Genomic DNA, 24054 nt, shown 5'->3' with positions numbered 1-24054 from the left:
TAAATTTGTAAAATATTAAAAATAGAAAAAACCAATGAGAGTATTAATTATAGGAAATGGTGGAAGAGAGGCTGCTTTTGGAAAAAAACTAGCTCAAGATAAAAGAATTACAGAAATATTTTTTGCTAAAGGAAACGCGGCTACAGAAAATATTGGCACAAATATATACATCACAGAAATTTCAGAATTACTGCATTTTGCAAAGAGAGAAGCTATAGATCTTACTATTGTAGGTCCAGAAGCACCTTTGGTAGATGGTATTGTAGATGAATTTAAAAAAGCTGGTCTTCGTATTTTCGGCCCAGAAAAAAAGGTGGCAAAACTAGAAGGGAGCAAAGCTTACGCAAAAAATTTCATGAAAGAATTTGGCGTAAAAACTGCGCGTTCTATGGTCTTCAATTCATTTGTAGAAGCAAAAGAATATCTACAAAAAGAAAGCTATCCGTTGGTAATCAAAGCTTCCGGATTGGCACAAGGAAAAGGAGTAGTGATAGCCGAAGATTTTGATGAAGCATTAAAAACTATTCATGATTTCATGATTGAAAAAATCTATGGAGATGCTGGAATTCAAGTGGTTATAGAAGAATTTTTAAAAGGATTTGAAGTTTCTATCATCGCTGTTTCCAACGGGAAAGATATTTTCCCGATGATTTCTGCCAAAGATTACAAAAAAGTAGGAAACGGCGGAATTGGTGCAAACACTGGTGGAATGGGAAGTTTAGCGCCAAGTCCAGATTTCACACTCATTCACAACAGAGATTTTCTAGATAATATTCTAAAACCAACGCTAGAAGGTCTGAAAGACAACTACTTAATGTTTACAGGCTTCATGTTTTTCGGTCTATTAGTTACCGAAAATGGTTGTCATCTTTTAGAATACAATATGCGTTCTGGAGATCCAGAAACTCAGGTTTTAATGGAACTTTTGGATAATGAGCTTGCAGATGTAATAGAAGATTGTATAGATGGGAGAGAAATAAATCTAAAGTTTAAAGACGAAAAAGCCGTTTGTTTGGTACTTGCATCTGGCGGATATCCAGGTCATTACGAAACAGGATACGAGATTACAGGCTTAGAAAAAGTACAGCATTCTAGCGTCTTTTTGTCTGGTGCAACCAACAAAGCTGGCAAAAATTTCACAGCAGGTGGTCGCGTGTTAAACATCATCGCAACCGGAAAAACTTTTGATGAAGCAAGAGAAAAAGTATATGCAGATGCACTTCCCGTAAAATTCGATTACGCATTTTACAGAAACGACATCGCAAAATTTTAGATTAAAAATAAAGGTTTGACGAATAGTCAGACCTTTTTTATTTAAATTTTTTAGGAGCTTAATCCTGCTTTCCGTTATATCTTTTTTTTATAACTAGCGCATATGTTTTCAAAAGTTTTTTCAGGTTTAAAGTCTATATTTTTTCAGAAAATTTCAGACAAAAAAAAGGATGCCACTTCAATCAGGGCTAAAAAGCAGATATCAATATAACCATCAGTTAAAAATTAAAATTTAGGAAATTCAACCTTGTCAAGGTTCCAAACCTTGACAAGGTTATTTTAAAATCATAAAAAAAATCGTAGATTTTTAAAACTTATGTGTCCTAATATAAACTAAAATCAAAAGAGTTAAACTTAAACTAATGTGTTAAAAAAAGTTCAAGTCAAAAGCGCAGATCTACTATAAAAAGAGTAAAAATAATCGTAGATTATTAAAACTAATGTTCACTAAAGCAAACTAAAATAAAAAACATAAAAAGTAAATCTTATGTGTTAAAAAAAGTTCAAGTCAATAATTTTAAACGAGTAAAAATAATCGTAGATTATTAAAACTAATGTTCACTAAAGCAAACTAAAATAAAAAGACATAATTATAAAACTTATGTGTTAAAATTTTCGCAGTAAAATTCAATCATCAATAATCCTCTATATGCAAAACGGCATCATCATCTTAGACTTCGGCTCACAATACAACCAGCTCATCGGAAGAAGAGTACGAGAAATGGAAGTCTATTCAGAAATAATCCCTTTCAATACACCATTATCAGAAATTTTGGAAAAAAAACCAGTCGGAATTATCCTTTCTGGCGGACCAAGTTCTGTAAATTCCGCAGAAGCACATTTAATAGAAAAAGAAATCTTAGAAAGTGGCATTCCAATTTTAGGAATTTGCTACGGAATGCAATTGATTGCACATCTTTTGGGCGGAAAAGTTTCTAAAGGAGTAAAAGGCGAATACGGAAAATCTCAACTCAACATAGAAAAAAGCAACGCACTTTTAGACGGAGTTTCTCAAAATTCTACCGTTTGGATGAGCCATTTTGATGAAATAGAAAGCATCCCAGAAGGTTTTGAAATTTCTGGCAGAAGTGGAGTAATTGCAGCGATGGCAAATTCAGAAAAAAACATTTTCGCCTTGCAGTTTCACCCAGAAGTTTCGCATACAGAAGAAGGTGGAAAAATGTTGGAGAATTTTGTTTTCAATATTTGTAAAGCAGAAAAAAACTGGAAACTCACCAATTATATAGAAAAAACAGTAGCAGAAATTAAAGAAAAAGTAGGAACATCCAAAGTAATTCTTGGACTTTCTGGTGGCGTAGATTCTTCTGTTGCGGCAGTTCTTATTCACAAAGCAATCGGCGATCAGTTGCAATGTATTTTTGTAGATACAGGTTTGTTGCGTTTAGATGAAGGCGCAAAAGTAATGGAAAATTACGGCGATTTTTTCAACCTAAAAATTGATAAAGTAGAAGCTGGAGAACGTTTCCTCAAAAAATTAGAAGGAATTTCGGATCCAGAAGAGAAAAGAAAAATAATTGGTGGCGAATTTGTGGCTGTTTTTGATGAAGAATCAAAGAAATTTAAAGACGCAAAATTCCTTGCACAAGGCACCATTTATCCAGATGTGATAGAATCTCAATCTGTAAAAGGACCATCTGCAGTTATAAAATCTCATCACAACGTGGGAGGTTTACCAGAAGAAATGAACTTGGATTTGCTAGAACCTTTGCGAGAACTCTTCAAAGATGAAGTGAGAAAAGTAGGTGAGGAGTTAGGAATTCCACATCATTTGGTGCATCGTCATCCTTTTCCTGGTCCAGGTTTGGGGATTAGAATTTTGGGAGCAGTTGATGCAGAAAAAGTAGAAATTTTGCAAAAAGCAGATGATATTTTCATCGAAGAATTGTATGCTCACGATTTGTACGAAAAAGTTTCTCAAGCATTTGTGGTTCTTCTTCCCGTAAAATCTGTAGGAGTAATGGGCGATGAAAGAACCTACGAATACACCGCAGTTGTTCGTTCTGCAAACACCATAGATTTCATGACGGCAACTTGGAGCAGATTACCTTACGAATTTTTAGATCTCATTTCCAGCAGAATCATCAACGAAGTCCGTGGAATAAACCGTGTTTGCTATGATATTTCCAGCAAACCGCCTGCTACAATTGAGTGGGAGTAGGTTTTAAATGTTGATGAAAATTAATTTGCAAAAGTTAATTTTCATCAATCGTTTTTCCACAAATGTTTAAGCAATCTATAAGTATTAATCTTGGTTCTTCTTCACCAAAAAATTCACCTTCAATATATAAAAGAGTATCTCCAAGTGTTTTGTATCTATACGTTAAATTTGCATCTGTTTTTACAATAAATTTATAAGTTTTTCCAGTATCTAACTTTTTCTTAAAATAACTTTGACATATTTTTTCTTTAGAAAAATAGGCTTTTATGGTGTCATTTTTTATAAAATAAACATAATCATTTTCTGTAGAATCTATTTTGTCTAATGTAGCATTTAGTTCGATAGTTTCAGATTTAAAATGAATTTCTTTCACTTTGTATGTTGCGCAATTAATCAATAAAAATAAGATAATAACCGCTAATAGATTTTTACCAATCATTATTTCGTATTTTTTGGTTCTTTAGGATCGATGTACTTAATTAATGTAAAACGTGGATTAATTTTTTTACCTATAATATTTTCACAGTCTACAAAATAAGAAGATTTCATTCCTGTTTGCCATACTAAAACGTTGTTTTCTGTATAAGAAACCTCTTCGGTTTCAGTTCCAAAGCAACTCGCATAACTTAATTGCTTATTTAATACCAATGTGTATTTTTTATTCAATTTAATTTTTCTAAAATTGGAATTCGTTAAAATTGAATCTGAGGCTTTCACGAAAACACCTTCAATAGCATCATTTTTAAAATGATAAATATGAATTCCATTTTTGGTTTCAATTTTGAAAAATTTAGCCCTAAGAATAACTGTACTTTCATTCAAAACATATTTTTCGTTGTTTCTTGAAATACAACTTGTGAAAATTATCAATGTTAATAGTAAAAGTATTTTTTTCATTTAGTTTTGTTTTAGACACCTTCTTCATGAATATAAATGTACAATTTTTAATACTAAAATTATATTTCGGTATTAAATTTATTTTCTTTCCTTATCTTCGAACTTCAAACATCCAACTTCCAACTTTATAAAAATGTTTCAAAACCAACAACTTAAATTAAAACGAACCGCAAAACTCATTTCAGTGTTGTCCAAATACGGTTTTAAAGAAGTTTTGGCAAGGATGAATGTTCAAAATAAGGAGCAAGAAGCTACGGAAGAAATTTTCAATAAATCTGTTTATGTGAGAATTCGGATGGCTTTGGAAGAAATGGGACCTACGTTTGTGAAGTTCGGACAAGCTTTTTCCCAACGAGAAGATTTGCTTCCAAAAGAATTAACTTTAGAATTACAAAAATTACAAGATCAAGTTCTATTAGAAAATTTTGATTTAAAAGCTGTTTTATCAGAGAATTTTGGAGAAAATTACCAAGATTATTTTTTAGAAATTTCTATAGAACCAATCGCATCTGCTTCTATCGCGCAAGTTTACAAAGCAAAATTGAAAACTGGAGAAGAAGTAGTTTTAAAAGTGAAGCGTCCGAAAATTGAAGAAATCATCAAAGGTGATTTGCTTTTGATGAAAGATTTGGTAAAAACTTTAACCAATTATTTTGAATTTACCGAAAATTTAAACCTTGAACAAGGCATAAATACTTTTGAAAAATCTCTATTATCCGAGCTTTCTTTTGTGAATGAACGAGAAAATATAGAACGATTTGCCAAAAATTTTAAAAACGATTCTCGCACTTATGTGCCAAAAGTATATTCCCAATTATGCAACAACGATGTGCTTTGCATGGAATTTATAGATGGTTTTAAATGCACAGATTTTGCTGAAATAGAAAAGAATAATTTGAAAAGAAACGCAATTGCCGACGATATTTTGCAATTGTTTTTAGCCCAAATTCTAGAACACGGCTTTTTTCATGCAGATCCGCATGCAGGTAATATTTTGGTAACCAAAGAAGGCAAAATTGTTTTTATAGATTTTGGTGCTGTTGGTATTATATTTCCGTCTGATAGGCAGTTTCTAGAAGATTTAATCATCAATTTAATTCTGAAAAATACGGATCAATTAATCATTAATTTAAAAAAAGTAGCATTAAAATTTGAAATTAAAGATGAAAATCGTCTGAAAAGCCAAATTTTAGAAATTTTGAATTTAGTAGATTCTAGTGCTTTGCAAGATATAGATTTGAACAAAATGATTGAAAAATTTCAAGCTATTTTGTTTGAAAATAAAATCGTGATGCCAGATTATTTTATATTACTTTTTAAAGGAGTTACTTTAATAGAAGGAGTTGGCAGACAATTAAACCCAGAAATGGATGTGATAAAAAGCGCAAAACCTTACATCAATAAAATTCTATTGCAACGTTTGAATCCTAACTATTTACTAGAAAAAGGGATGCAAAAATTTACTGAAATTCAAAGTCAGTTTTCAAATATTCCGACAGAAATTAGCAGCATTATTTCAAAATTAAACAACGGAGAGCTGGAAGTTAAAAGTAGAAATGAAGAACAGAAACGCAGCAATGTACTCATCAAACAAAGCGTTACGAATCTTATTATCGCTATCATTTTGGGTGCAAATATGATTGCAACTGCTTTGATTATTAATTCTAATAGTCCTGCACAATTACTTGGATTACCTTTATTAGCCATTTTTGGATTGCTCTTTTCCGGAATTTTAGGTTTAGTTTTGATTTTAAGGTTAATAAAAAGATAATATGATTACCTGTTTTGCATTTGGGAACAAATTTTTTACTGCACAGAATTTCAGTCACTTACATTTATTTTAAGTAAGCAAAGAATACGAATATTCACATTTGAAGCGAACGCTTAATCAAATCTGCTTGCAGATTCCTCTTTGCTAACTTATATATGACCTAAAAAAAATACATTTTGCGTTTAATTTTTCTTAATTAAATGATAATATGAGTTTTATATTGTAAACTCTAAATGCACAACAAGTTATTATTATTTTAAACGCTAAATTCTTAAAATTTGTAATTGCAATTTCCATTTAATTTTCCCGTATCAAATGCTTATCTTTGCAAAATGAAAATAAAGACTTTTGCAGATTTTGAATTGCCCGAAAAAATATTGGATGTTTTAGCAGATCAAAACTTATTTGAGCCAACACCAATACAGAGAAATAGTTTCGGACAAATACTTTCTGGAAGAGACATTATGGGAATTGCCCAAACTGGAACCGGAAAAACTTTAGCCTATTTGCTTCCTGTTTTAAAGCAATGGAAATACAACAAATCTGGAAACCCAACAGTTGTTATTTTAGTGCCGACCAGAGAATTAGTAGTTCAAGTTGCAGGAATTGTAGAAAAATTGTGCGAAAATTTAACTGCAAGAGTTTTAGGGATTTATGGTGGTGTGAATATTAAAACTCAAAAATTAATGTTTGCAAATGGTTGTGATATTTTGGTGGGAACGCCAGGTAGAATAATGGATCTTGCTATTGATAGCGCCATTTCTTTGAAAGAAGTTCAGAAATTGATCATTGATGAATTTGATGAAATGCTAAACCTTGGTTTTCGTCCACAACTGACGCACATTTTTGAAATGATGAAACCAAAAAGGCAAAATATTCTGTTTTCTGCAACCATGACGGAAGCAGTAGATGCACTTTTGGTAGAATATTTTGCGAATCCTATAGAAATTTCTCTTGCAAAATCTGGAACGCCATTAGAAAAAATTGAGCAAACAGGAATTTTAGTTCCTAATTTCAATACTAAAATAAATGTATTAATTCATCTCTTGAAAACGGATGAAGATTTTTCTAAAGTTTTGGTCTTTTGTAATAATAAGCGCCATGCAGATTATTTATTTTTAAAATTACAAGAATTATTTCCAGATTCGTTTGATGTAATTCATTCCAATAAATCTCAAAATTATCGTTTGCGAGCGATGAATAAATTTGAGAAAGAAGAAATCCGCGGATTAATCACTACTGATATTATGGCGAGAGGTTTGGATATTTCAAACATTACCCACGTTATCAATTTTGAAGTTCCAGAAGTTCCAGAACAATATATTCACAGAATTGGTAGAACAGGACGTGCCGAAAAGGATGGAAAAGCCATTACATTCATTACTAAAAAGGAAGAAGTTCCATTGAAAGGGATAGAAGTTTTGATGAAAAAAGATCTGGAATTGATAGAATTTCCAATGGAAGTGAATATTGATCCAAAGAAAATTGCTTCGGAACAGGATGAGATCGTGATGAGAAATGCGACTACCGTTACCTTAAATGAAGGTGGTGCAGCATTTCATGAAAAGAAAGAAAAAAATAGAAAAGAAAACTGGGGTGGACCAAACGCAAGGAAAGAACCAAAAAAATACGGAGCTAATAGAGCACAACAAAAAGCGAAAAGCAAAGCAAAACGGAAGAAATAATTTAAGAATTGAAAATTTTGAAAATTTGCTAATTTATTAAAACAACTTTTCTGCGGTTCCTCATTAAATATTTCACTTTATATTTTTATATCCATGAATCAACAAGCTCAAAAAGATAAATTTCGCCAAATAGTAGAAAATAAATTTCAAATTTATAATTCTCTTTTCATGAGTTTACCTTATGATAAAATGACGAATATTGGCATGTTGCTTCCATTTTTATATCAGGAAAGTAAAGCTGGATATGAAAATCGTGAAAGTCCCGTAGAAATTTTAGAAGAATTTTTCTCAAATCATACCGATTTGCAAACAGAAGAAGAGCAAATAGAATTGCTTTTCAAAATTGTGCAATATATAGAAAGGCAGGTTGTTTTGTTTGATAGTATAGAAGACGCCGCTTTCAATTCTTTGCATACAGAAGCAGATCGTGGTACCATTAGCAATCTGGATGAAAAATCTATGCAGTTTCATCAAAAAGAAGAGGTGCAAAAAATGCTGGAAAAATTTTCTACTAAAATTGTTTTTACAGCACACCCTACACAATTTTATCCTAATTCTGTGCAAAGAATTATGCATGATTTGCGCAGCGCTATATCTCATGATTCTATCACACAGATTGATATGCTTCTGCAGCAATTGGGGAAAACACCCTTCGTAAACAAAGTAAAACCTACACCTGTAGATGAAGCTTTGAGCATTATCTACTATTTGAGGTATGTATATTACGATACAATTGGCGAATTGTTTACCAAAATAAAAAGCACTTTTGGAGAAAATGGTTTTCAGATCAATAAAGACTTGATACAATTGGGATTTTGGCCAGGAGGAGATCGAGATGGAAACCCTTTTGTAACGGCAGAAACTACGTGGCAAGTTGCACAAGAGTTGCGTTTGGCTATATTGAAATCTTACTACAGTCATCTAAAATTTATCCGAAGAAGATTAAGTTTTGGAGGAGTTTCAGAAATTTTGAAACAATTGAGTGACGATTTGTACGCGGCAATATTTAGTGGTGCAGCGATTTCTTCGGAACATATTATTTTAAAAATAGAAGAAGCGAAAGGTATTTTAATAGAAAACCACAATTCTTTATTTTTAGATATTTTAATTAATTTCAAAGATCGAGTTCAGATTTTTGGGACGCATTTTGCAACTTTAGACGTAAGACAAGACAGCTCTAAACACCAAGAAATCATCAATTTAATCTATGAAAAACATTTTGGAGATGAGAAAGTAGATGATGAAAGAAAATTCTATGAACTTATTCAATTTGTATCTGAGGAAAAACTAGAAGATCATGAAGAAGGTTTAGCAAAAGACACCTTAAAAAATATACGTCAGATTGCAAAAATTCAAGCATTAAACGGCGAAAGAGGAATGAATAGATACATTATTTCTAATTCCGAAGCGGTGAAAGATGTAATGAATACGTATGCACTTTTTAAAATTTGTGGCTATAAGGAAGAAGAAATGTGTGTGGATATTGTTCCACTTTTTGAGACAATGCAAGGTATGGCAAATTCCGAAAGCGTAATGCGAGAGCTTTATCAAGACGATTTGTATAAAAAACATTTGCAAAGAAGAGGCAACAAACAAACCATCATGCTTGGCTTTTCTGATGGGACAAAAGATGGTGGATATTTGAAGGCCAATTGGGAAATTTATACTACAAAAGAACGTTTAACGAAAATTTCTCGTGAATTTGGAATAGAAGTTTCATTTTTTGATGGAAGAGGAGGTCCACCTGCAAGAGGAGGCGGAAAAACCCATGATTTCTATGCCTCGCAAGGAAATACAATCGCCAATAATAAGATAGAACTTACCATACAAGGACAAACAATTACGTCTACTTTTGGAAATAAAGAACAAGCCACCTACAATTTTGAGCAATTAATTACTGCCGGAATTGAGAATGATGTATTCAAAAATTCTAAAAAGGAATTGAGCAAAGAAGAAAGAAAATTGATGGACACTTTGGCGAATATCAGCTATCAAAAATATGTTGATTTGAAAAACCACAAGCTTTTCGTACCATATTTGGAAGAGATGAGCACTTTGCCTTACTACGGGAAAACCAATATAGGAAGCAGACCAAGCAAACGTGGAGGCGGAGATCAACTCAATTTCAAAGATTTGCGTGCGATACCTTTTGTGGGAAGTTGGAGCCAATTGAAGCAAAATGTTCCAGGATTTTTTGGCTTTGGTTTCGCGTTACATAAAATGGCAGAAGAAGGCAGATTTGATGAAGTGAAAGCTTTGTACAACAATTCGGATTTCTTCAAAACACTTGTTTTAAATTCCATGATGAGCATGAGCAAATCTTATTTTCCACTTACATATTACATGGAAAGAAATGAGAAGTTTGGCGGATTTTGGAAAATTTTATTTGAAGAATTTAACTTATCAAAAAAGTTGATGTTAGAATTAACAGGTTTTGAAACGCTAATGGAGGAAGAACCGATCTCTCAAAAATCTGTAAAAATCCGCGAAAAAATTGTTTTGCCACTTTTAAGCATTCAGCAGTTTGCATTAATGAAGATTGGAGAAGGAAGCGCTAACACCGAAATGTATGAAAAATTGGTAATGCGTTCTTTGTTTGGGAACATCAATGCGAGTAGGAATTCTGCGTAGCGTTTTTTTTGAATTATTTTTGAAATCAGAATATTAGAATTCGATTTATTATAAAAATTTTATTACTTATTGAATTTAGTTTGTAAAATTTTTAGCCTTTTCTAGTCTTTAAAACGATTTCCAGCAGTATATAAATCAAAATCAATCGATAAGCCTAATTCGTGTAGAAGTTTGAGATTTAAACTTGATAAATTTGGACCGCCAATCATTCCATTTCCATCATGAAATTCCATTACAACTTGTATATAACCATTTGCAATTTCACTTAGCTTTTTTATACCTTTTTTATCTTGATTTAATAAATTGATAATTTCGGAAAGTTTTATTTGAAAAGTACTTGGTTTTACGTTAGGTTTAATAATTATGCAGCTAAAATTATAATTTCCAATTCCGAATTTTCTGTGATCACCTTTATTCCAACCTTTTGAAATTTCTATACTCGTACAATTTTTTAGTTCATTTATAGTTAGATTTTCAGAAGTTGCCTTAAAATAAATTGAAATGTATGCTTCTGTAGAAATACCAATAATTTCATTTTTTATAGAATCGATGTAAAATATTAAATAGAATTTTTCATCTTTAATCGGTAGATAGACAGTTATTTCGTTTTCAAATTCTACAACATTTGCAAATTGAATTTTATCATCAATATAATCTGGCGAATGGATTTTTAAAATTTGTTCAGTTATCCCCCAAGTTTTATCTATAAGTTCATGTTGGATAATTTCAATTAATTGTTCTTCTCTCATTGCAAAATTATAATCATTCAGTTTAAATTCATAAAACTTTAAATTAATTTATCAATTACCAATCTACTCTTTTATCAGCTTCTTCGTGTAAGAATTTTTTTCAGTGTTAATAATTAAATAGTAAACACCAGTTTCCAAATTACTTACATTTAATTTATTATCATTTATTTTTTCAGATTTAATTATTCTTCCCAATTGATCAAATAATTTTATACTTAAAATTTTTTCTTTTGTTTTAAATTGAACAAAATCTCTTGCAGGATTTGGAAACATCTCGAAATCTGAATGTATCGTAGTTTCTGCAGTATTTAAAACTGCTAAAACTGCCCCAAAATTTAAAATTCCGTAACCACCTTGCGCAGTTGGATTTGGAAATAACGAAGCTGTTTCCCGAAGTTTTGTTTTAATAAAATCTCTAGAAATATTTGAGGGAAGTGCTTGCAAAAGACAAGCAACTCCACCTGCTGCTACAGGTGCAGCAAGAGATGTTCCACTTGCAGCAGTTGCAGTATTATTAAAAACCGTTTCTGTAGCAGTTCCTCTCGCTGCTGCATCTGGTTTTATCACGCCTGCAAAATTGGGCCCGAAAGAAGAAAAACCAGATACGATTCCGCTGGAATCTACCGCTCCAATAGTGAAAACTTTTGCATTATCTGCAGGAGCAGAAATATATTGCCAAGGAACTTCTCCAGAATTTCCGGCGGCAGAAAGTACAAAAATTCCCTTTTCGGCGGCTATTTGTGCAGCTCTAGAAATAAAAGTGCTTGTACCATTCATATCTGCATAAGTATAATTATATCTCGCATCATCAAAAACTGTGTAGCCCAAAGAAACCGTGATGATATCTACACCTTTTCTATCCGCATCTTCGGCAGCTTCTATCCAATACAATTGTTCTTCTGGAATTTCTACAGCGCCATTTTCTGTAGCGTACAAGTAGAAATCTGCATCGGGTGCAGAACCTACAAATGAATTATCTATAAATCCTGCAATTGCCCCAAAAACTATAGAACCATGGTTGTTTAAAGATGTATTATAAATGTCTGCATTTTTTGAAATGAAGTTGTAGCCACCTTTTATATTACCAAGATTTCGTATTCTTTGATAAGTAGATCCTGTATCAACCGTTGGAAAACCGCTATCTAACACGGCAATGGTAATTCCTGTTCCTGTAAATCCATTTACGTGCAAACTACGAAGGTTTATTTGGTCTATTTGTGCAGAAGCTTGTCCATAATTAAAGTTCGTTAATAAATTTTTATTAAATTCCTCCAATTTATTTATCTTTTCAGTTTTGAAAACGACCGTAGAATTTTTCGCGAAACTTTCTACACTTTGCACATAAGGTTGCGCTTGCAAAACTAAAACTTGCGCGGCAGTAGCGTTTACCGCAACACCATTCAACCATTTAGAATAATCTGTAACCGTGAAACCAAGATTTACAATATTTTGTATGTAAGTAGGTTCTATCGGAGCATCTTGATCATTTAACGAAATGCCTAAATTGCTGCGTCTATCCAAAGATTTCTGGGTCAATTCTGAATTTGGATTGGCATAAAATGCAGCCTTATTGGGTTTTGCATTAAAATAAACAAATACTAATTCACTTTGAGCATAAATAAAATTTAGCGAAAATATAACTATAAAAAGTAAGACTTTTTTCATTTTTTTAAATTATCAATTATGCGTAAATTTACGCAATAAATATTTCTATATGAAAAAAATCCAGATGGTTGACCTTCAAAGTCAATATTATAAAATAAAAGCAGAAGTAGACAATGCTGTAGCAGGCGTTATGAATTCTGCGGCTTTCATCAATGGGCCAGAAGTTAAAAATTTCCAAAAAGAATTAGAAGATTATTTGGATGTTCCGCACGTTATACCTTGCGCAAACGGTACAGATGCGCTACAAATAGCTTTGATGGCATTGGATTTGAAAGAAGGAGATGAAGTCATCACTGCAGATTTTACTTTCGCTGCAACGGTAGAAGTAATACATTTATTAAATTTAAAAGCGGTTTTAGTAGATGTAGATGCAGATACTTTTACCATGGATATTGATAAAATGAAAGCTGCAATCACAGATAAAACGAGAGTTATAATTCCGGTTCATATATTTGGGCAATGTGCCAATATGGAAGAAATTATCAATGCTGCTGCACCCAACAATATTGTGGTTTTAGAAGATAATGCACAAGCGATAGGTTCGGATTATCACTTTTCAGATGGAACAGTAAAAAAATCTGGAACAATGGGAAAATTAGGAACTACATCTTTTTTCCCTTCAAAAAATTTGGGTTGTTATGGAGATGGAGGAGCAATTTTCACTACAGATGACGATTTGGCGCATAAAATAAGAGGAATTGCAAACCACGGAATGTACGAAAGATATTACCATGATGAAATTGGGGTAAATTCTAGATTAGATAGTATGCAAGCCGCAGTTTTGAGAAAAAAATTGCCACATTTAAATTCTTACAATGAAGCAAGATTAAAGGTTGCAGATTTTTATGATGAAGCATTTGCGAATCATCCAGAAATAGAAACACCAACTAGAGCAGCATATTCTACACACGTTTTTCATCAATATACTTTGAAAATTAAGAACGGAAAACGCAACGATCTGCAAAAATTTCTAGCAGAAAAAGAAATTCCTGCAATGATCTATTATCCAGTAGCATTAAGGAAACAAAAAGCCTATTTTCAAGAAAGTAATGATGCAGATTTTGTGAATACAGATATGCTTTTAGAAGAAGTAATTTCTTTGCCAATGCACACAGAAATGGATGAGGAACAATTGATTTACATTACAGATTCTGTTTTGGAGTTTTTTAAGTAGATATTATGAGTGTTAATAAAATCTTTTCTAACAAGATAATTTATATTGTTAGTATGATTTTATCAATTTTTTCAATAATTATTTATGTATTGGCAATAATAGTTAGATTAAAAAATATAAATAATAGCGTAGTAGGTTTAATTGTAATATTTTTAATTTCAATAATTGCTTTTCTGCAAACTTATCTTTTGATCACAAATAATAGAAAGGCAATTTTTTATATAAATATTCACCTTACATTTTTACTGTTTATTGCTATTTATGAACTTATAAATGAATTTTTAAATTATGGTTTCACCAAAGTTATTAACGGTGTTTTTTATATAATAATTTTTCTATTAATTTCTTTTTATATTGTCAACAAAAATAAAATTTCAAAGTTTAATTCTGGCGAAATAAATAAAATTGGAGAAAGAGAAATTTAATTTCTTTTAAAAATTCATTTTATTCAACTATCAACTATCAACTATCAACCATCAACCATCAACCATCAACAAAGCTAAATGACAATACTCGTAACAGGCGGATTAGGCTACATCGGTTCTCACACCGTTGTAGAACTTTTAAATAATAATTTTGAAGTCGTGATCGTCGATGATCTATCCAATACAGAAAAATTCATCCTTAAAAATATTGAAGAAATTACGGGGAAACGTCCAACTTTTTATCCTTTTGATCTTCGCAGAAAAGAATTGCTAACGCAAGTATTTGATGCTCACGAAATTGATGGTTGCATCCATTTTGCAGCCTACAAAGCAGTAGGAGAGAGCCAAGTGAAACCGCTGGAATATTATGAAAATAATCTGGTAACATTAATGAATGTATTGCAGGAATTTAAAATTCGTGATCTTACAAATTTTATTTTTAGTTCTTCTTGCACCGTTTATGGTCAAGCAGATGTTCAGCCGATAGACGAAAATACTCCTTTGAAAACGCCAGAATCTTCCTATGGAAAGACAAAACAAATGGGCGAAGAAATCTTGGCAGATTTTGCAAAAGCGTACAAAAAGAAGGTGAGTATTTTACGATATTTTAATCCAATTGGCGCGCATCCATCGGCAAAATTGGGAGAATTGCCACTTGGAATTCCGAATAATTTGGTGCCTTACGTTACCCAAACTGCCGCCGGAATTCGCACAGAACTTTCTATTTGGGGAAATGATTACGAAACGGAAGATGGAACTGCAGTTCGTGATTATATTTATGTGGTAGATCTTGCAAAAGCACATGTGAAAGCCTTGCAGAAATTAATTGAGGAACAAAATGATGAACTTGTAGATATTTATAATTTAGGTACAGGAAAAGGTTCGTCGGTTTTGGAAGTCGTACAAGCTTTTGAAAAAGGAAACAACGTAAAAGTGCCCTACAAAATTTGCGATAGAAGAGCAGGAGACATCACGATTGCCTTTGCAAACGCAGATAAAGCCGAAAAAGAGCTCAACTGGAAATCCGAAACTTCGCTAGAAGAAAGTTTAAAAACAACTTGGGAATGGCAAAAGTATTTGGATAGTAGAGCCTAGAATAACAAATAAAAAAGGGATGATTTTAAATAAAATTTTCCCTTTTTTATTTTAAAGAATATCTGTGATTAAGCTTTAAAACAAGTTGCAAAGTCAATTTTTTTAGCAATATAAATTATTGATTTTTTTGAATTTAAAGTTATATCTGGATATTGCTTTTTGAAAAGTTATTCATTAAGAAATATCGAAATTATATTTGACTTCTGACGGTAAATTTTACGATACTTTTGGATTTACGATACTGCGAATTTTTCACCCAGGTTTTTTGGCTAAAATTATATTTCTTTTGATACAAGAATGTACCACAATTCTCTAAGTTTTTGCAAACGGCTGTTAGCAGTTCGTTCTTTTTACATAGATAGTAAATTAGGAAATCTGCATTGTATAGCACATTGTTTTGGTTGTCGGTTCTATAAAAATATATAAATTTCCATCACACCAAAAGTTTAATTTTTGAAAATATTCATCCATTCCTTTTGTCGGTTTTATGTTGCTGTATGTTGATTTAATTTCACTAAAACTTCCCAGTTGACACAAAAACCTCATTGATTTACCACTTTTCGGACATTTTGGAATTTCCGCTTCTTGCAACCATTCTGGTTCCCCACAAATTCCTATGCTTTCATATTCATCAATTTCTTCTTTTTGCGCTAAACTTACTTTTATTCCTTCCCAAATAATTTTTGAGTTTTTGTTTATTTCATCAAATGCACTTGTTGACGAAGAAGTGTCTTCAGGTTCGATAATTGTCGGACTATTTGGATTTGAATAATCTAGAAATACGAAATATTCATCAGTATAAATTGGATGAATTAAGTTAACGCAGAAAGGTAACCAAGAAAATAATGGGTCATAATTATCTATAAAACCTAAATATTGAAAACCGGCTAAAAATTCATTATTTGGAATGGTAAAATCAGTTGGAATTTCTCAGCCTATTTGGTGCTTGCCATTTTCGTATCTTATCATTTCGTATTGCATGTTACTTGTTTTAAAAATTTTGTTGAATAATTCTATTCCTCTCAGTTGTCAATTGTCTTTTTTGGTAGAAAGTGCAACTTTTAGTTCCCTTGGTCAAAATCATTCTCTCCGAGAGTTGGATTTTTTTTATCAATATCATCAAGCTGAATTAAAAGTTCTTGCTTTAAATCGTTTTTTGCATGTTTAGCGACCATAGCTTTTACTTTTTTAAAGTGGCTCGATAAACTTTTTCGTGCGGCTGAAATTATTCTCTCTCTATTTCTATCGAATTCAGAAAAAATAATTTCAGGTAAAATTAATTGTACTTCAACTTGCTCAATAAATTTAGAAAGTAAATTTAAAATTTCTTTGCTTTTTGATGTTTTAGCGATGTCTAACCAAACGCAAGTATCGAGTTATAGTTTAACCATATTTTTAATTTTTTTTTAGGACAAAATTTTTTTATATTTCTGATTTTCAATTCGTTGTGGTAAGCTTGCATACAACGTTTGAAAACATGAAAAGTTGCGGCTTGAAATGCGAGAACTTTCAGATAAAAACGAAATTTCGTAAATAGCGAAAATCTTCGATTTAGTACAGAACTCGCTATTTTTTACTTATCGTGTTGTGCTTTCGTTATTTTTTTCATTAATCCAATCCATTTTTTAATTCCGATTGTTGCTGGGAATTCAGTTTCAAAAGGTGAAATTTTTTCTCCAAGATAATTCTCAATATTTAAAATCAAATAGTTTAAGTCAATTTTTTCATTAAAATGCTTTTCGTAAATATTATATCCGATGTCATTTTTTAATTTTTCAAAATCTTTTTTTTCCATTAGAAATAGCTTTTTGAAATCGACAACCGCTTTTAGTTTTCTTACTTGAATATTTATATATTCTATAATATTATCACTATCTGTTAAATTCAAGGTTTCTCCGCAATCGCATTTAATAGAACCAACCTGACCATATCGAGAACCATTATGCTCGTAAATTTCAGTCATATAATTTCTACAAGAAGGGCAGAATAAAGGGAATTTAGCAACATTCAGTTGAACTTCACATTCATTTCCTCTTACTATTAATTCAAATTCCATTTTTAATTTTATTTCTGGTTATCTGCGTCTCACGATTAATGAAGCAAAACGTGTTGCGGCTAAAAGAAGTGGCGAACTTCGTAACCGATTATTTTCGGCTAAGATAAAATTTCTTGCGAAAGAGGAACGTCCGGCTACCACAAATTTCGCAGTAGCGCAAAATGTGTGTTATGCGGTCGTTCTATTTTCTTCTGTTATTTTTGTTAGTTCTTTAATGCGGTTTTTTAATTCCTCTTTCCATTCAGTATTTATTGCGTTATCTTCTTCTGCGTTTTTTAAATTTTGCTTAAGTAAGGGTAAAAAATTCTTATTTTTCGTATAGTTAATTGCTTCAAAAAGCAAAATACCATATTCTCCGTCCATAACTTCACGCTCTATTATTTCGTTTACTCGATTGTCTTTTCGTTTTGCCAATCCTACAATTGCTTCAAGTTTTGTTTCTTGATGCTTGTCGTTAACTCTTTTCCATAAAGCTTCTCGAATATTTTTATTATTATTTTGGATTTGAGTTCCAAGTCCAAAAGTTGCCCAATTTCTAATATGACTTAATTTGTCTGACGAAAGCTTTATTAAAGTTTGAATTGCGTTTAAGTTATCAATTCCAAGCAACGCATAAACTAAACCTTCTTTTACCCAATTATTTTCGTTCTCTATAAATGAACATATTTTTTCAATTTGATCATTGTCAAGTCCGTCATTATTGTGTCCAATAGAATACAGTAGAGACATTAAAACGTCTGGGTCTGTTTCAATTTCAAGTAATTCAAAATAGATTTTAAGCGTTTCAACTAAAAATGGTCTTGGAGGTAAACCAAACTGAGCTAAAATATCAATTCCTATTTTTCTGATTTTTGTGTTGTCAGATTTGATCAGCTCTAGACACTTTCGAAAAAGTTCTTCACTTGGTCGCTTTCTTAAAATACTGATATTATCCCAACGAGATTTGTCCGTCTTATTATTTATAAGCCGAAAAATTAATTTTTCGTCAGTCCAATTTTTTCTACTCATTTTCTTTTTTGCAGTGTCGTTTTAGAATGCTACAACGTGTCGCGGCTTGCAGAAGTGTCGAACTTCGTGACCGATTATTTTCGGCTAAGATAAAATTTCTTGCGAAAGATAAACGTGAATTTACCACATATTTCGCCATTTTTGCAAACCGCTGTTGTGCGATCGCTTTTTTATTTATTAAACATTTAAGTCATCAAAATTTTCGCTTGTCAAATTGTGAATATTTTCTGTAATTTTTTCAATTTCCCAATTCCACCATTTTATTCCTAATAGTTTTTTAATTTGTTCTTTTGAAAATCTTTTTTTTATTTCTTTTGCTGGATTTCCACCAACAATTGTATATGGTTCTACATTTTTAGTTACAGTTGAATTCGTAGCGATTATTGCTCCATCGCCAATTTTCACACCTGGCATGATTGTAGAATTAAATCCAATCCAAACATCGTTTCCGATTTCTGTATTTCCTTTATTTGGATATTGTTTTCCTTCCATTGCATCTTTCCAATCTTCTCCAAATATTGCGAAAGGATATGAACTTATTGATTTAGTCAAATGATTCGCTCCATTCATTATGAATTTGACATCAGAAGCAATCATACAAAACTTACCGATTATTAATTTATCACCAATAAAATCAAAATGATATTTTACGTTTTTTTCAAAATTATTAACATTTTCAAAATCATCATAATAAGTATAATCACCAATAATTATGTTTGGATTTTTAATGATATTTTTTAGAAAGCAGAGTTTTTCATAATTTTCAAGAGGAAATTTTATGTCTTTATTAGGTGCTTTCATTTTTGTCATTTTTCTGATTTATTTCTTTTTTACGATTTCTACCAATGTGTCGCACAACACACAAATATAAGCAAGTTTTATTCTATCACAACTTATATCTATCTACAGAATTAAAATATTAAATAGTTTTGAATAATTTTAAATAATTTAAAATCAATAACTTATCCATTTGCAAACGACTACAAATGGTAATAAGTGTTTTCTAACCGAATAAGTTTTGTTTCCCGCCACATCTTTGCAGCAGAGAAATGAGAAAAATAATTAACGTCTCTTTTCTAAATATTAACAAATAAATTTTAAAGTTATGTCATTAAGAAACAAAGTTACCTTAATCGGTAGAACAGGGAAAGAAGTAGAAATGCTAAAATTCGAAAACGGTCAACTTGCCAAAGTTAGTCTTGCAACCACAGATCATTATACCAATGCAAAAGGTGAAAAAGTAGAAGAAACGCAATGGCACAATTTAGTTTGCTACGGAAAAACAGCAGAAATAATGCAGAAATATGTAGAAAAGGGAAAAGAAATTGCCATCGAAGGTAAAATTCAATATAAAACCTACGAAGATAAAGATGGACAGAAAAGATATTCTACAGAAATAAAAGTAGATGAATTGCTTTTGATGAGCTCTAAATAGTACCCTAAATGCGTCACCTGAATTTTATTTTGGTGATGCATTTTTTTTAAATATTTACTAGAAAAAATATAATTCTTAAATACTAATACTATAAAAAATCTTCCAAGCAATAACATTTGATAATGAAAGCAATATAAAATTGTAAAATAAACAGATATGCGATAATATATTAAAAATATTGAGCAAAATTTAATCGCATACTTTTAATTATGGAAAAAAGTTAATTTTATTCAATTTCAAATTTTTTTTTACTTTTCATTTCCTTATTTTTGCCATCGTACTTGCAATCAGTCAATAAATTGCACGTTTAAATAAAATAAAAAATGATGAAACCCGGTTTAGCTAAAGGAACTAGAGATTTTTCTGCAGAAGAAATACAAAGGAGAAGACTGATTATCCAAACCTTACAAAACAATTTTGAAAATTTTGGCTTTCAACCTTTGGAAACACCAAGCTTTGAAAATCTTTCTACACTTACCGGAAAATATGGAGAAGAGGGCGATCGTCTGATTTTTAAAATATTAAATTCTGGAGATTTTGCAGCCAAAACGAATGATGAATTTTGGAATAGAAAAGATTCTCAAAAATTAACCAAAGAAATTTCTGAAAAAGCGCTCCGCTATGATCTTACAGTTCCATTTGCAAGATATGTTGCGATGAATCATGGTCAGTTAAATTTTCCTTTTAAACGTTATCAAATACAACCGGTTTGGCGTGCAGATCGTCCGCAGAAAGGCAGATATAGAGAATTTTTGCAGTGCGATGCAGATGTTGTAGGCAGCACAAGTTTGTGGCAAGAAGTAGAGTTGGTGCAATTGTATTTAAAATCATTTCAAGATTTGAAAGTGCCAGTTCAAATAAATATCAATAATAGAAAAATTTTGACTGGTTTGGCAGAATATGCCAACATTCCCGAGCAAATTATAGATTTTACGGTTGCTTTAGATAAATTAGATAAAATTGGAAAAGATGGAGTAATAAAGGAACTTTTATCCAAAGATATTGCTGAAGAAGCTATTGAAAAACTATCCTTTTTATTTGAAAATAAGTCTCAAATTGAAGTTTTAGAATTGCTGAAAATTTATTTCGCAGATGTAGAAATTGGTAAAAAAGGTGTAGAAGAATTAGAGTTCGTTTTAGAAAATTGCAAGAAATTAGGTATAGAAAATGAACTTGTTTTCGATATTACTTTGGCAAGAGGTTTAGATTATTACACGGGAGCAATTTTAGAAGTAAAGGCGCACAATGTGCAAATGGGATCCGTTGGTGGTGGAGGTAGATATGATAATCTTACCGAAGTTTTTGGGGTGAAAAACGTACCGGGAATTGGAATTTCTTTTGGTTTGGACAGAATTTATTTGGTAATGGAAGAATTAAATTTATTTCCAAAAGATTCTGTGCAAAAATTGCAATATCTATTTGCGAATTACGGCGAAAAAGAAGCTTTTGAAAGTTTAAAAATAATTCAAAATTTGAGAGAGAAAAATATAAGTGCAGAGCTTTATCCGGATGCAGAAAAAATGAAAAAATTCTTCAATTACTCTGAAAAACGTGGGGTAGAAAATTTAGTTTTTCTTGGAGAAGAAGAAATTGCTGCAGGTAACATTACAATTAAAAATCAATTGAATGGTGAACAAAAAACTATTTCTCAGAATGAATTTTTAGCTCAGTTTTAGTGATTATTTTTTGTAATATAATTTACAATGTTTAGCATAAAAAAAGACTGTTTTCCTAGAAAAACAGTCTAAATGTAATAAGAATGTGAAAAGTATTACATTGCGTTGTTGACGTCAGATTTTACATCGTCAATTTTATTTTCGGCCTTGTTAGAATATTCATTTGCTTTCTCTTGCACTTGAGATGCAACATCATTAGCTTTGCTTTTGATATCATTTCCCCACTTGTTCAAGTTATCTTTAGCGTTATTCACTTTATCTTTTACCATTTGCTTTTCTTCAGTAGTAGCGTTTTTGTATTTCCACCAAGCTAATGCTCCAAGACCTAGTAATGCGATTAATCCTCCTTTTTTAGATGCCATAATATTTAATTTTTAATGTTAACAAATTATTTTGTTGATATACAATATGTAAAATCTATGCCAAAGAGTGGTTAAAATTTTTTATTATTTAATAAAAAATTTATAGAATTAAATATGAATTATTTTTTTAAGCAAAACACTCAAAACTTTCTCCATCATAGCTGGCAAATACCATCGTAGGGTGAGAATCTTGATGAAAAATATTTCCCGATTTATCTATCGCAATTGCACCGGCGAAACCATCGTAGACTTTCAATTCCTCAAATGTTTTTTTAAATGCATCTTTTAAACTAAATCCATCAGTAACTCGGGTTACAATTTTGGTAGCCGTTGCATTGCTCACAATATCTTCGCCAACTCCTGTACAACTCACTCCGCAAAAATTATTGGCAAAATTCCCAGCAACCGTTGCAGAATCTGAAATTCTACCTACCAATTCAAAACCTTTTCCACCGGTAGATGTTGCCGCAGCTAGTTTTCCCTCAGCATCCAAAGCTACACAACCTACTGTACCAGTTCCCAAAGCTTTTTTCTTTGCTTCGTATTCTTTTCTTCTCACTGGTAATTCTGTAGAAAAATCTTCAAAATTATTTTCATCGGCAAATTTTTTGGCTCCTTCGCTTCCTAAAACACGATCGTCCTCTTGCATCAGTTTTTCTGCAACTAAAATAGGATTTTTTACATTTTGAATATTGATTACTCCAGAAAATTTTTCTGTTTCCCCATTCATTATTGCAGCACTCATGCGTATTTTGCCATCACTTTGTATTTGCGAACCTATTCCTGCATTATACAATTCGTCATCTTCCAATAGAGAAACAGTATAGACTACAGTTTCCGTCGCGGTGTGATTTTGTAGAAATTCGAAAGATTTTTTAGCAATACTTTGCAAGGAATTTTGCTTTGCAATTTTTGTTTCAGCACTTTGGTCGCTTTCAGAAAAGAAGCCACCGTGTATAATGATTTTCATAAATTTTATTAATATGGAATAGAAATAGGGTTGGATTGCGATTTAAAAATCTTGAGATCTTTTGTATTAAAATCAAACTGATCATCTCTACTCAAGACATTTACCACTAAGTTTTCTATAGAAATTGGTTCGCCCAATTCAATATTTGTAAGATTGGTATCCTTTATAAATCTACCATCTACCAAAATTACCAAGCCAGAACCAACTGCCGTCATGATATTATTTTTAATAAAAAGGCCAGTATCTTCTCCAAGACCGATGCCTAAAGTTCTAGGATTGTTTACTACAGCTTGAAAAAGCCTTCCAATTCTGCCACGTTGAACGAAATGCGTATCTATAATTACATCCGTGATGAAACCAAGACCTTGTGTTGTTTTTATCTCTCCTTTTAATAATGCTTCTCCACTTGTTCCTTGGTAGATCATGTTTTCCGAAGCTGCAGCAGCTCCTGCAGAAGTTCCTGCATACACGAAATCTGTTTCTTGATACTTTACCAAAATGGCGTCGTGAAATCTTGTTCCACCCAAAATAGAGGTCAATCTTAGTTGATCTCCACCTGTAAACATTACAACATCTGCAGCATTGGCTCTTGCAACAATAGCATCAGAATTTGCTTGCTCTCTATTTTGAATATCCAAAACGTTCACCGTTTTTACACCTAAATATTCGAATGCTTTTTTGTATTCTGGTCCTACAATTTGCGGGATTTGCGAAGCAGTGGTGATAATCTCTATCACAGAATCTTCTTTCAATCGAGATTCGTCGATTATTTTTCTTAAGATTCCTCTTTCAAAGAAATTTAGATTTTTTTCTACGTTTTGATCAAAATCTATTTCACTAAAACTGCCTTTATTTACAGCACCGCCTATTATAACTAATTTTCCTACTGCTTCCATTACTTGCAAATTTAAAAAAAATAATTGGGACTTTTTATTTATTTATGTCGATATTCTTCTAAATATTAGTAATAAAAAGCGATTATTCTCCATTTATTTTAATAATAT

At 31.5% G+C, this 24054-nt stretch carries 20 protein-coding genes and 1 pseudogene; 10 read left to right on the top strand and 11 right to left on the bottom strand.

The window, feature by feature from the left end; translation table 11 throughout:
- The first annotated feature begins 34 nt into the window (after window positions 1-34).
- Both purD and guaA read left to right on the top strand, forming a co-directional pair.
- Complete coding sequence (gene purD, locus HNQ03_RS04415; protein WP_173778455.1) at window positions 35-1273, top strand: phosphoribosylamine--glycine ligase; 1239 nt, start codon at window positions 35-37, stop codon at window positions 1271-1273.
- A gap of 648 nt (window positions 1274-1921) precedes the next feature.
- Window positions 1922-3451 carry a glutamine-hydrolyzing GMP synthase gene (guaA, locus tag HNQ03_RS04410; protein ID WP_173778454.1) on the top strand — a complete coding sequence of 510 codons (1530 nt, stop codon included), beginning with the start codon at window positions 1922-1924 and terminating at the stop codon, window positions 3449-3451.
- Between the two features lie 34 nt (window positions 3452-3485).
- On the opposite strand, the gene HNQ03_RS04405 is transcribed toward guaA, so the two are convergent.
- Window positions 3486-3890: a hypothetical protein gene (locus HNQ03_RS04405; protein WP_173778453.1), complete on the bottom strand. Its 405-nt coding sequence runs from the start codon at window positions 3888-3890 to the stop codon at window positions 3486-3488.
- Entirely contained in the window at window positions 3890-4348 is a 459-nt protein-coding gene (locus HNQ03_RS04400; RefSeq protein WP_173778452.1) for a hypothetical protein, read from the bottom strand. The genes HNQ03_RS04405 and HNQ03_RS04400 overlap by 1 nt, the downstream gene beginning before the upstream one ends.
- Window positions 4349-4481: 133 nt before the next feature.
- On the opposite strand from HNQ03_RS04400, the gene HNQ03_RS04395 reads away from it, so the two are divergent.
- The 3 genes from HNQ03_RS04395 to HNQ03_RS04385 all read left to right on the top strand — a co-directional run bounded on the left by HNQ03_RS04395 (window position 4482) and on the right by HNQ03_RS04385 (window position 10435).
- Window positions 4482-6119: an ABC1 kinase family protein gene (locus HNQ03_RS04395; protein WP_173778451.1), complete on the top strand. Its 1638-nt coding sequence runs from the start codon at window positions 4482-4484 to the stop codon at window positions 6117-6119.
- Window positions 6120-6451: 332 nt separating this feature from the next.
- Window positions 6452-7804 (top strand): DEAD/DEAH box helicase, encoded by a 1353-nt coding sequence (locus tag HNQ03_RS04390; RefSeq protein ID WP_173778450.1) that lies wholly within the window; start codon window positions 6452-6454, stop codon window positions 7802-7804.
- A gap of 93 nt (window positions 7805-7897) precedes the next feature.
- Window positions 7898-10435: a phosphoenolpyruvate carboxylase gene (locus HNQ03_RS04385; RefSeq protein ID WP_173778449.1), complete on the top strand. Its 2538-nt coding sequence runs from the start codon at window positions 7898-7900 to the stop codon at window positions 10433-10435.
- A 101-nt stretch (window positions 10436-10536) separates the two neighbouring features.
- Here HNQ03_RS04385 and HNQ03_RS04380 read toward each other — a convergent pair whose 3' ends face one another.
- Window positions 10537-11184: a DUF4279 domain-containing protein gene (locus HNQ03_RS04380; RefSeq protein WP_173778448.1), complete on the bottom strand. Its 648-nt coding sequence runs from the start codon at window positions 11182-11184 to the stop codon at window positions 10537-10539.
- A 63-nt stretch (window positions 11185-11247) separates the two neighbouring features.
- Entirely contained in the window at window positions 11248-12849 is a 1602-nt protein-coding gene (locus HNQ03_RS04375; protein ID WP_173778447.1) for a S8/S53 family peptidase, read from the bottom strand.
- Between the two features lie 49 nt (window positions 12850-12898).
- On the opposite strand from HNQ03_RS04375, the gene HNQ03_RS04370 reads away from it, so the two are divergent.
- The 3 genes from HNQ03_RS04370 (at window position 12899) to galE (ending at window position 15543) form a co-directional block, all read left to right on the top strand.
- Entirely contained in the window at window positions 12899-14023 is a 1125-nt protein-coding gene (locus tag HNQ03_RS04370) for a DegT/DnrJ/EryC1/StrS family aminotransferase (RefSeq protein ID WP_173778446.1), read from the top strand.
- Between the two features lie 5 nt (window positions 14024-14028).
- Window positions 14029-14448, top strand: coding sequence for a hypothetical protein (locus tag HNQ03_RS04365; RefSeq protein ID WP_173778445.1), 420 nt, complete (start codon window positions 14029-14031; stop codon window positions 14446-14448).
- A gap of 78 nt (window positions 14449-14526) precedes the next feature.
- Window positions 14527-15543, top strand: coding sequence for a UDP-glucose 4-epimerase GalE (gene galE, locus HNQ03_RS04360; RefSeq protein ID WP_173778444.1), 1017 nt, complete (start codon window positions 14527-14529; stop codon window positions 15541-15543).
- Window positions 15544-16604: 1061 nt separating this feature from the next.
- Here galE and HNQ03_RS04355 read toward each other — a convergent pair.
- The 4 genes and pseudogenes from HNQ03_RS04355 to HNQ03_RS04340 all read right to left on the bottom strand — a co-directional run.
- A pseudogene (locus tag HNQ03_RS04355) lies at window positions 16605-16907 on the bottom strand (PIN domain-containing protein); the annotation flags it as partial.
- 209 nt (window positions 16908-17116) lie between these two features.
- The gene (locus tag HNQ03_RS04350) at window positions 17117-17599 is read right to left on the bottom strand and encodes a hypothetical protein (protein WP_173778443.1); all 483 of its coding nucleotides are present in this window, start codon (window positions 17597-17599) and stop codon (window positions 17117-17119) included.
- A gap of 168 nt (window positions 17600-17767) precedes the next feature.
- A complete protein-coding gene (locus HNQ03_RS04345; RefSeq protein WP_173778442.1) occupies window positions 17768-18607 on the bottom strand; it encodes a hypothetical protein in 840 nt (279 codons plus the stop codon).
- 177 nt (window positions 18608-18784) lie between these two features.
- Window positions 18785-19408 (bottom strand): CatB-related O-acetyltransferase, encoded by a 624-nt coding sequence (locus HNQ03_RS04340; RefSeq protein WP_173778441.1) that lies wholly within the window; start codon window positions 19406-19408, stop codon window positions 18785-18787.
- Between the two features lie 304 nt (window positions 19409-19712).
- On the opposite strand from HNQ03_RS04340, the gene HNQ03_RS04335 reads away from it, so the two are divergent.
- Together HNQ03_RS04335 and hisS are read left to right on the top strand one after the other, a co-directional pair.
- The gene (locus HNQ03_RS04335; RefSeq protein WP_173778440.1) at window positions 19713-20042 is read left to right on the top strand and encodes a single-stranded DNA-binding protein; all 330 of its coding nucleotides are present in this window, start codon (window positions 19713-19715) and stop codon (window positions 20040-20042) included.
- Window positions 20043-20368: 326 nt separating this feature from the next.
- Window positions 20369-21718: a histidine--tRNA ligase gene (gene hisS / locus HNQ03_RS04330; RefSeq protein ID WP_173778589.1), complete on the top strand. Its 1350-nt coding sequence runs from the start codon at window positions 20369-20371 to the stop codon at window positions 21716-21718.
- A 95-nt stretch (window positions 21719-21813) separates the two neighbouring features.
- On the opposite strand, the gene HNQ03_RS04325 is transcribed toward hisS, so the two are convergent.
- From HNQ03_RS04325 to HNQ03_RS04315, 3 genes are all read right to left on the bottom strand, one after another.
- On the bottom strand, window positions 21814-22080 hold the full coding sequence (locus tag HNQ03_RS04325) for a YtxH domain-containing protein (protein ID WP_173778439.1): 267 nt from the start codon (window positions 22078-22080) through the stop codon (window positions 21814-21816).
- A gap of 127 nt (window positions 22081-22207) precedes the next feature.
- Entirely contained in the window at window positions 22208-23050 is an 843-nt protein-coding gene (locus HNQ03_RS04320; protein WP_173778438.1) for an isoaspartyl peptidase/L-asparaginase, read from the bottom strand.
- 8 nt (window positions 23051-23058) lie between these two features.
- Complete coding sequence (locus tag HNQ03_RS04315) at window positions 23059-23946, bottom strand: cyanophycinase (RefSeq protein ID WP_173778437.1); 888 nt, start codon at window positions 23944-23946, stop codon at window positions 23059-23061.
- Window positions 23947-24054 lie beyond the last annotated feature (108 nt).

The sequence above is a fragment of the Frigoriflavimonas asaccharolytica genome (genome assembly GCF_013294015.1).
GTDB lineage: Bacteria > Bacteroidota > Bacteroidia > Flavobacteriales > Weeksellaceae > Frigoriflavimonas > Frigoriflavimonas asaccharolytica.
This window is presented reverse-complemented; position numbering and strand designations above follow the sequence as displayed.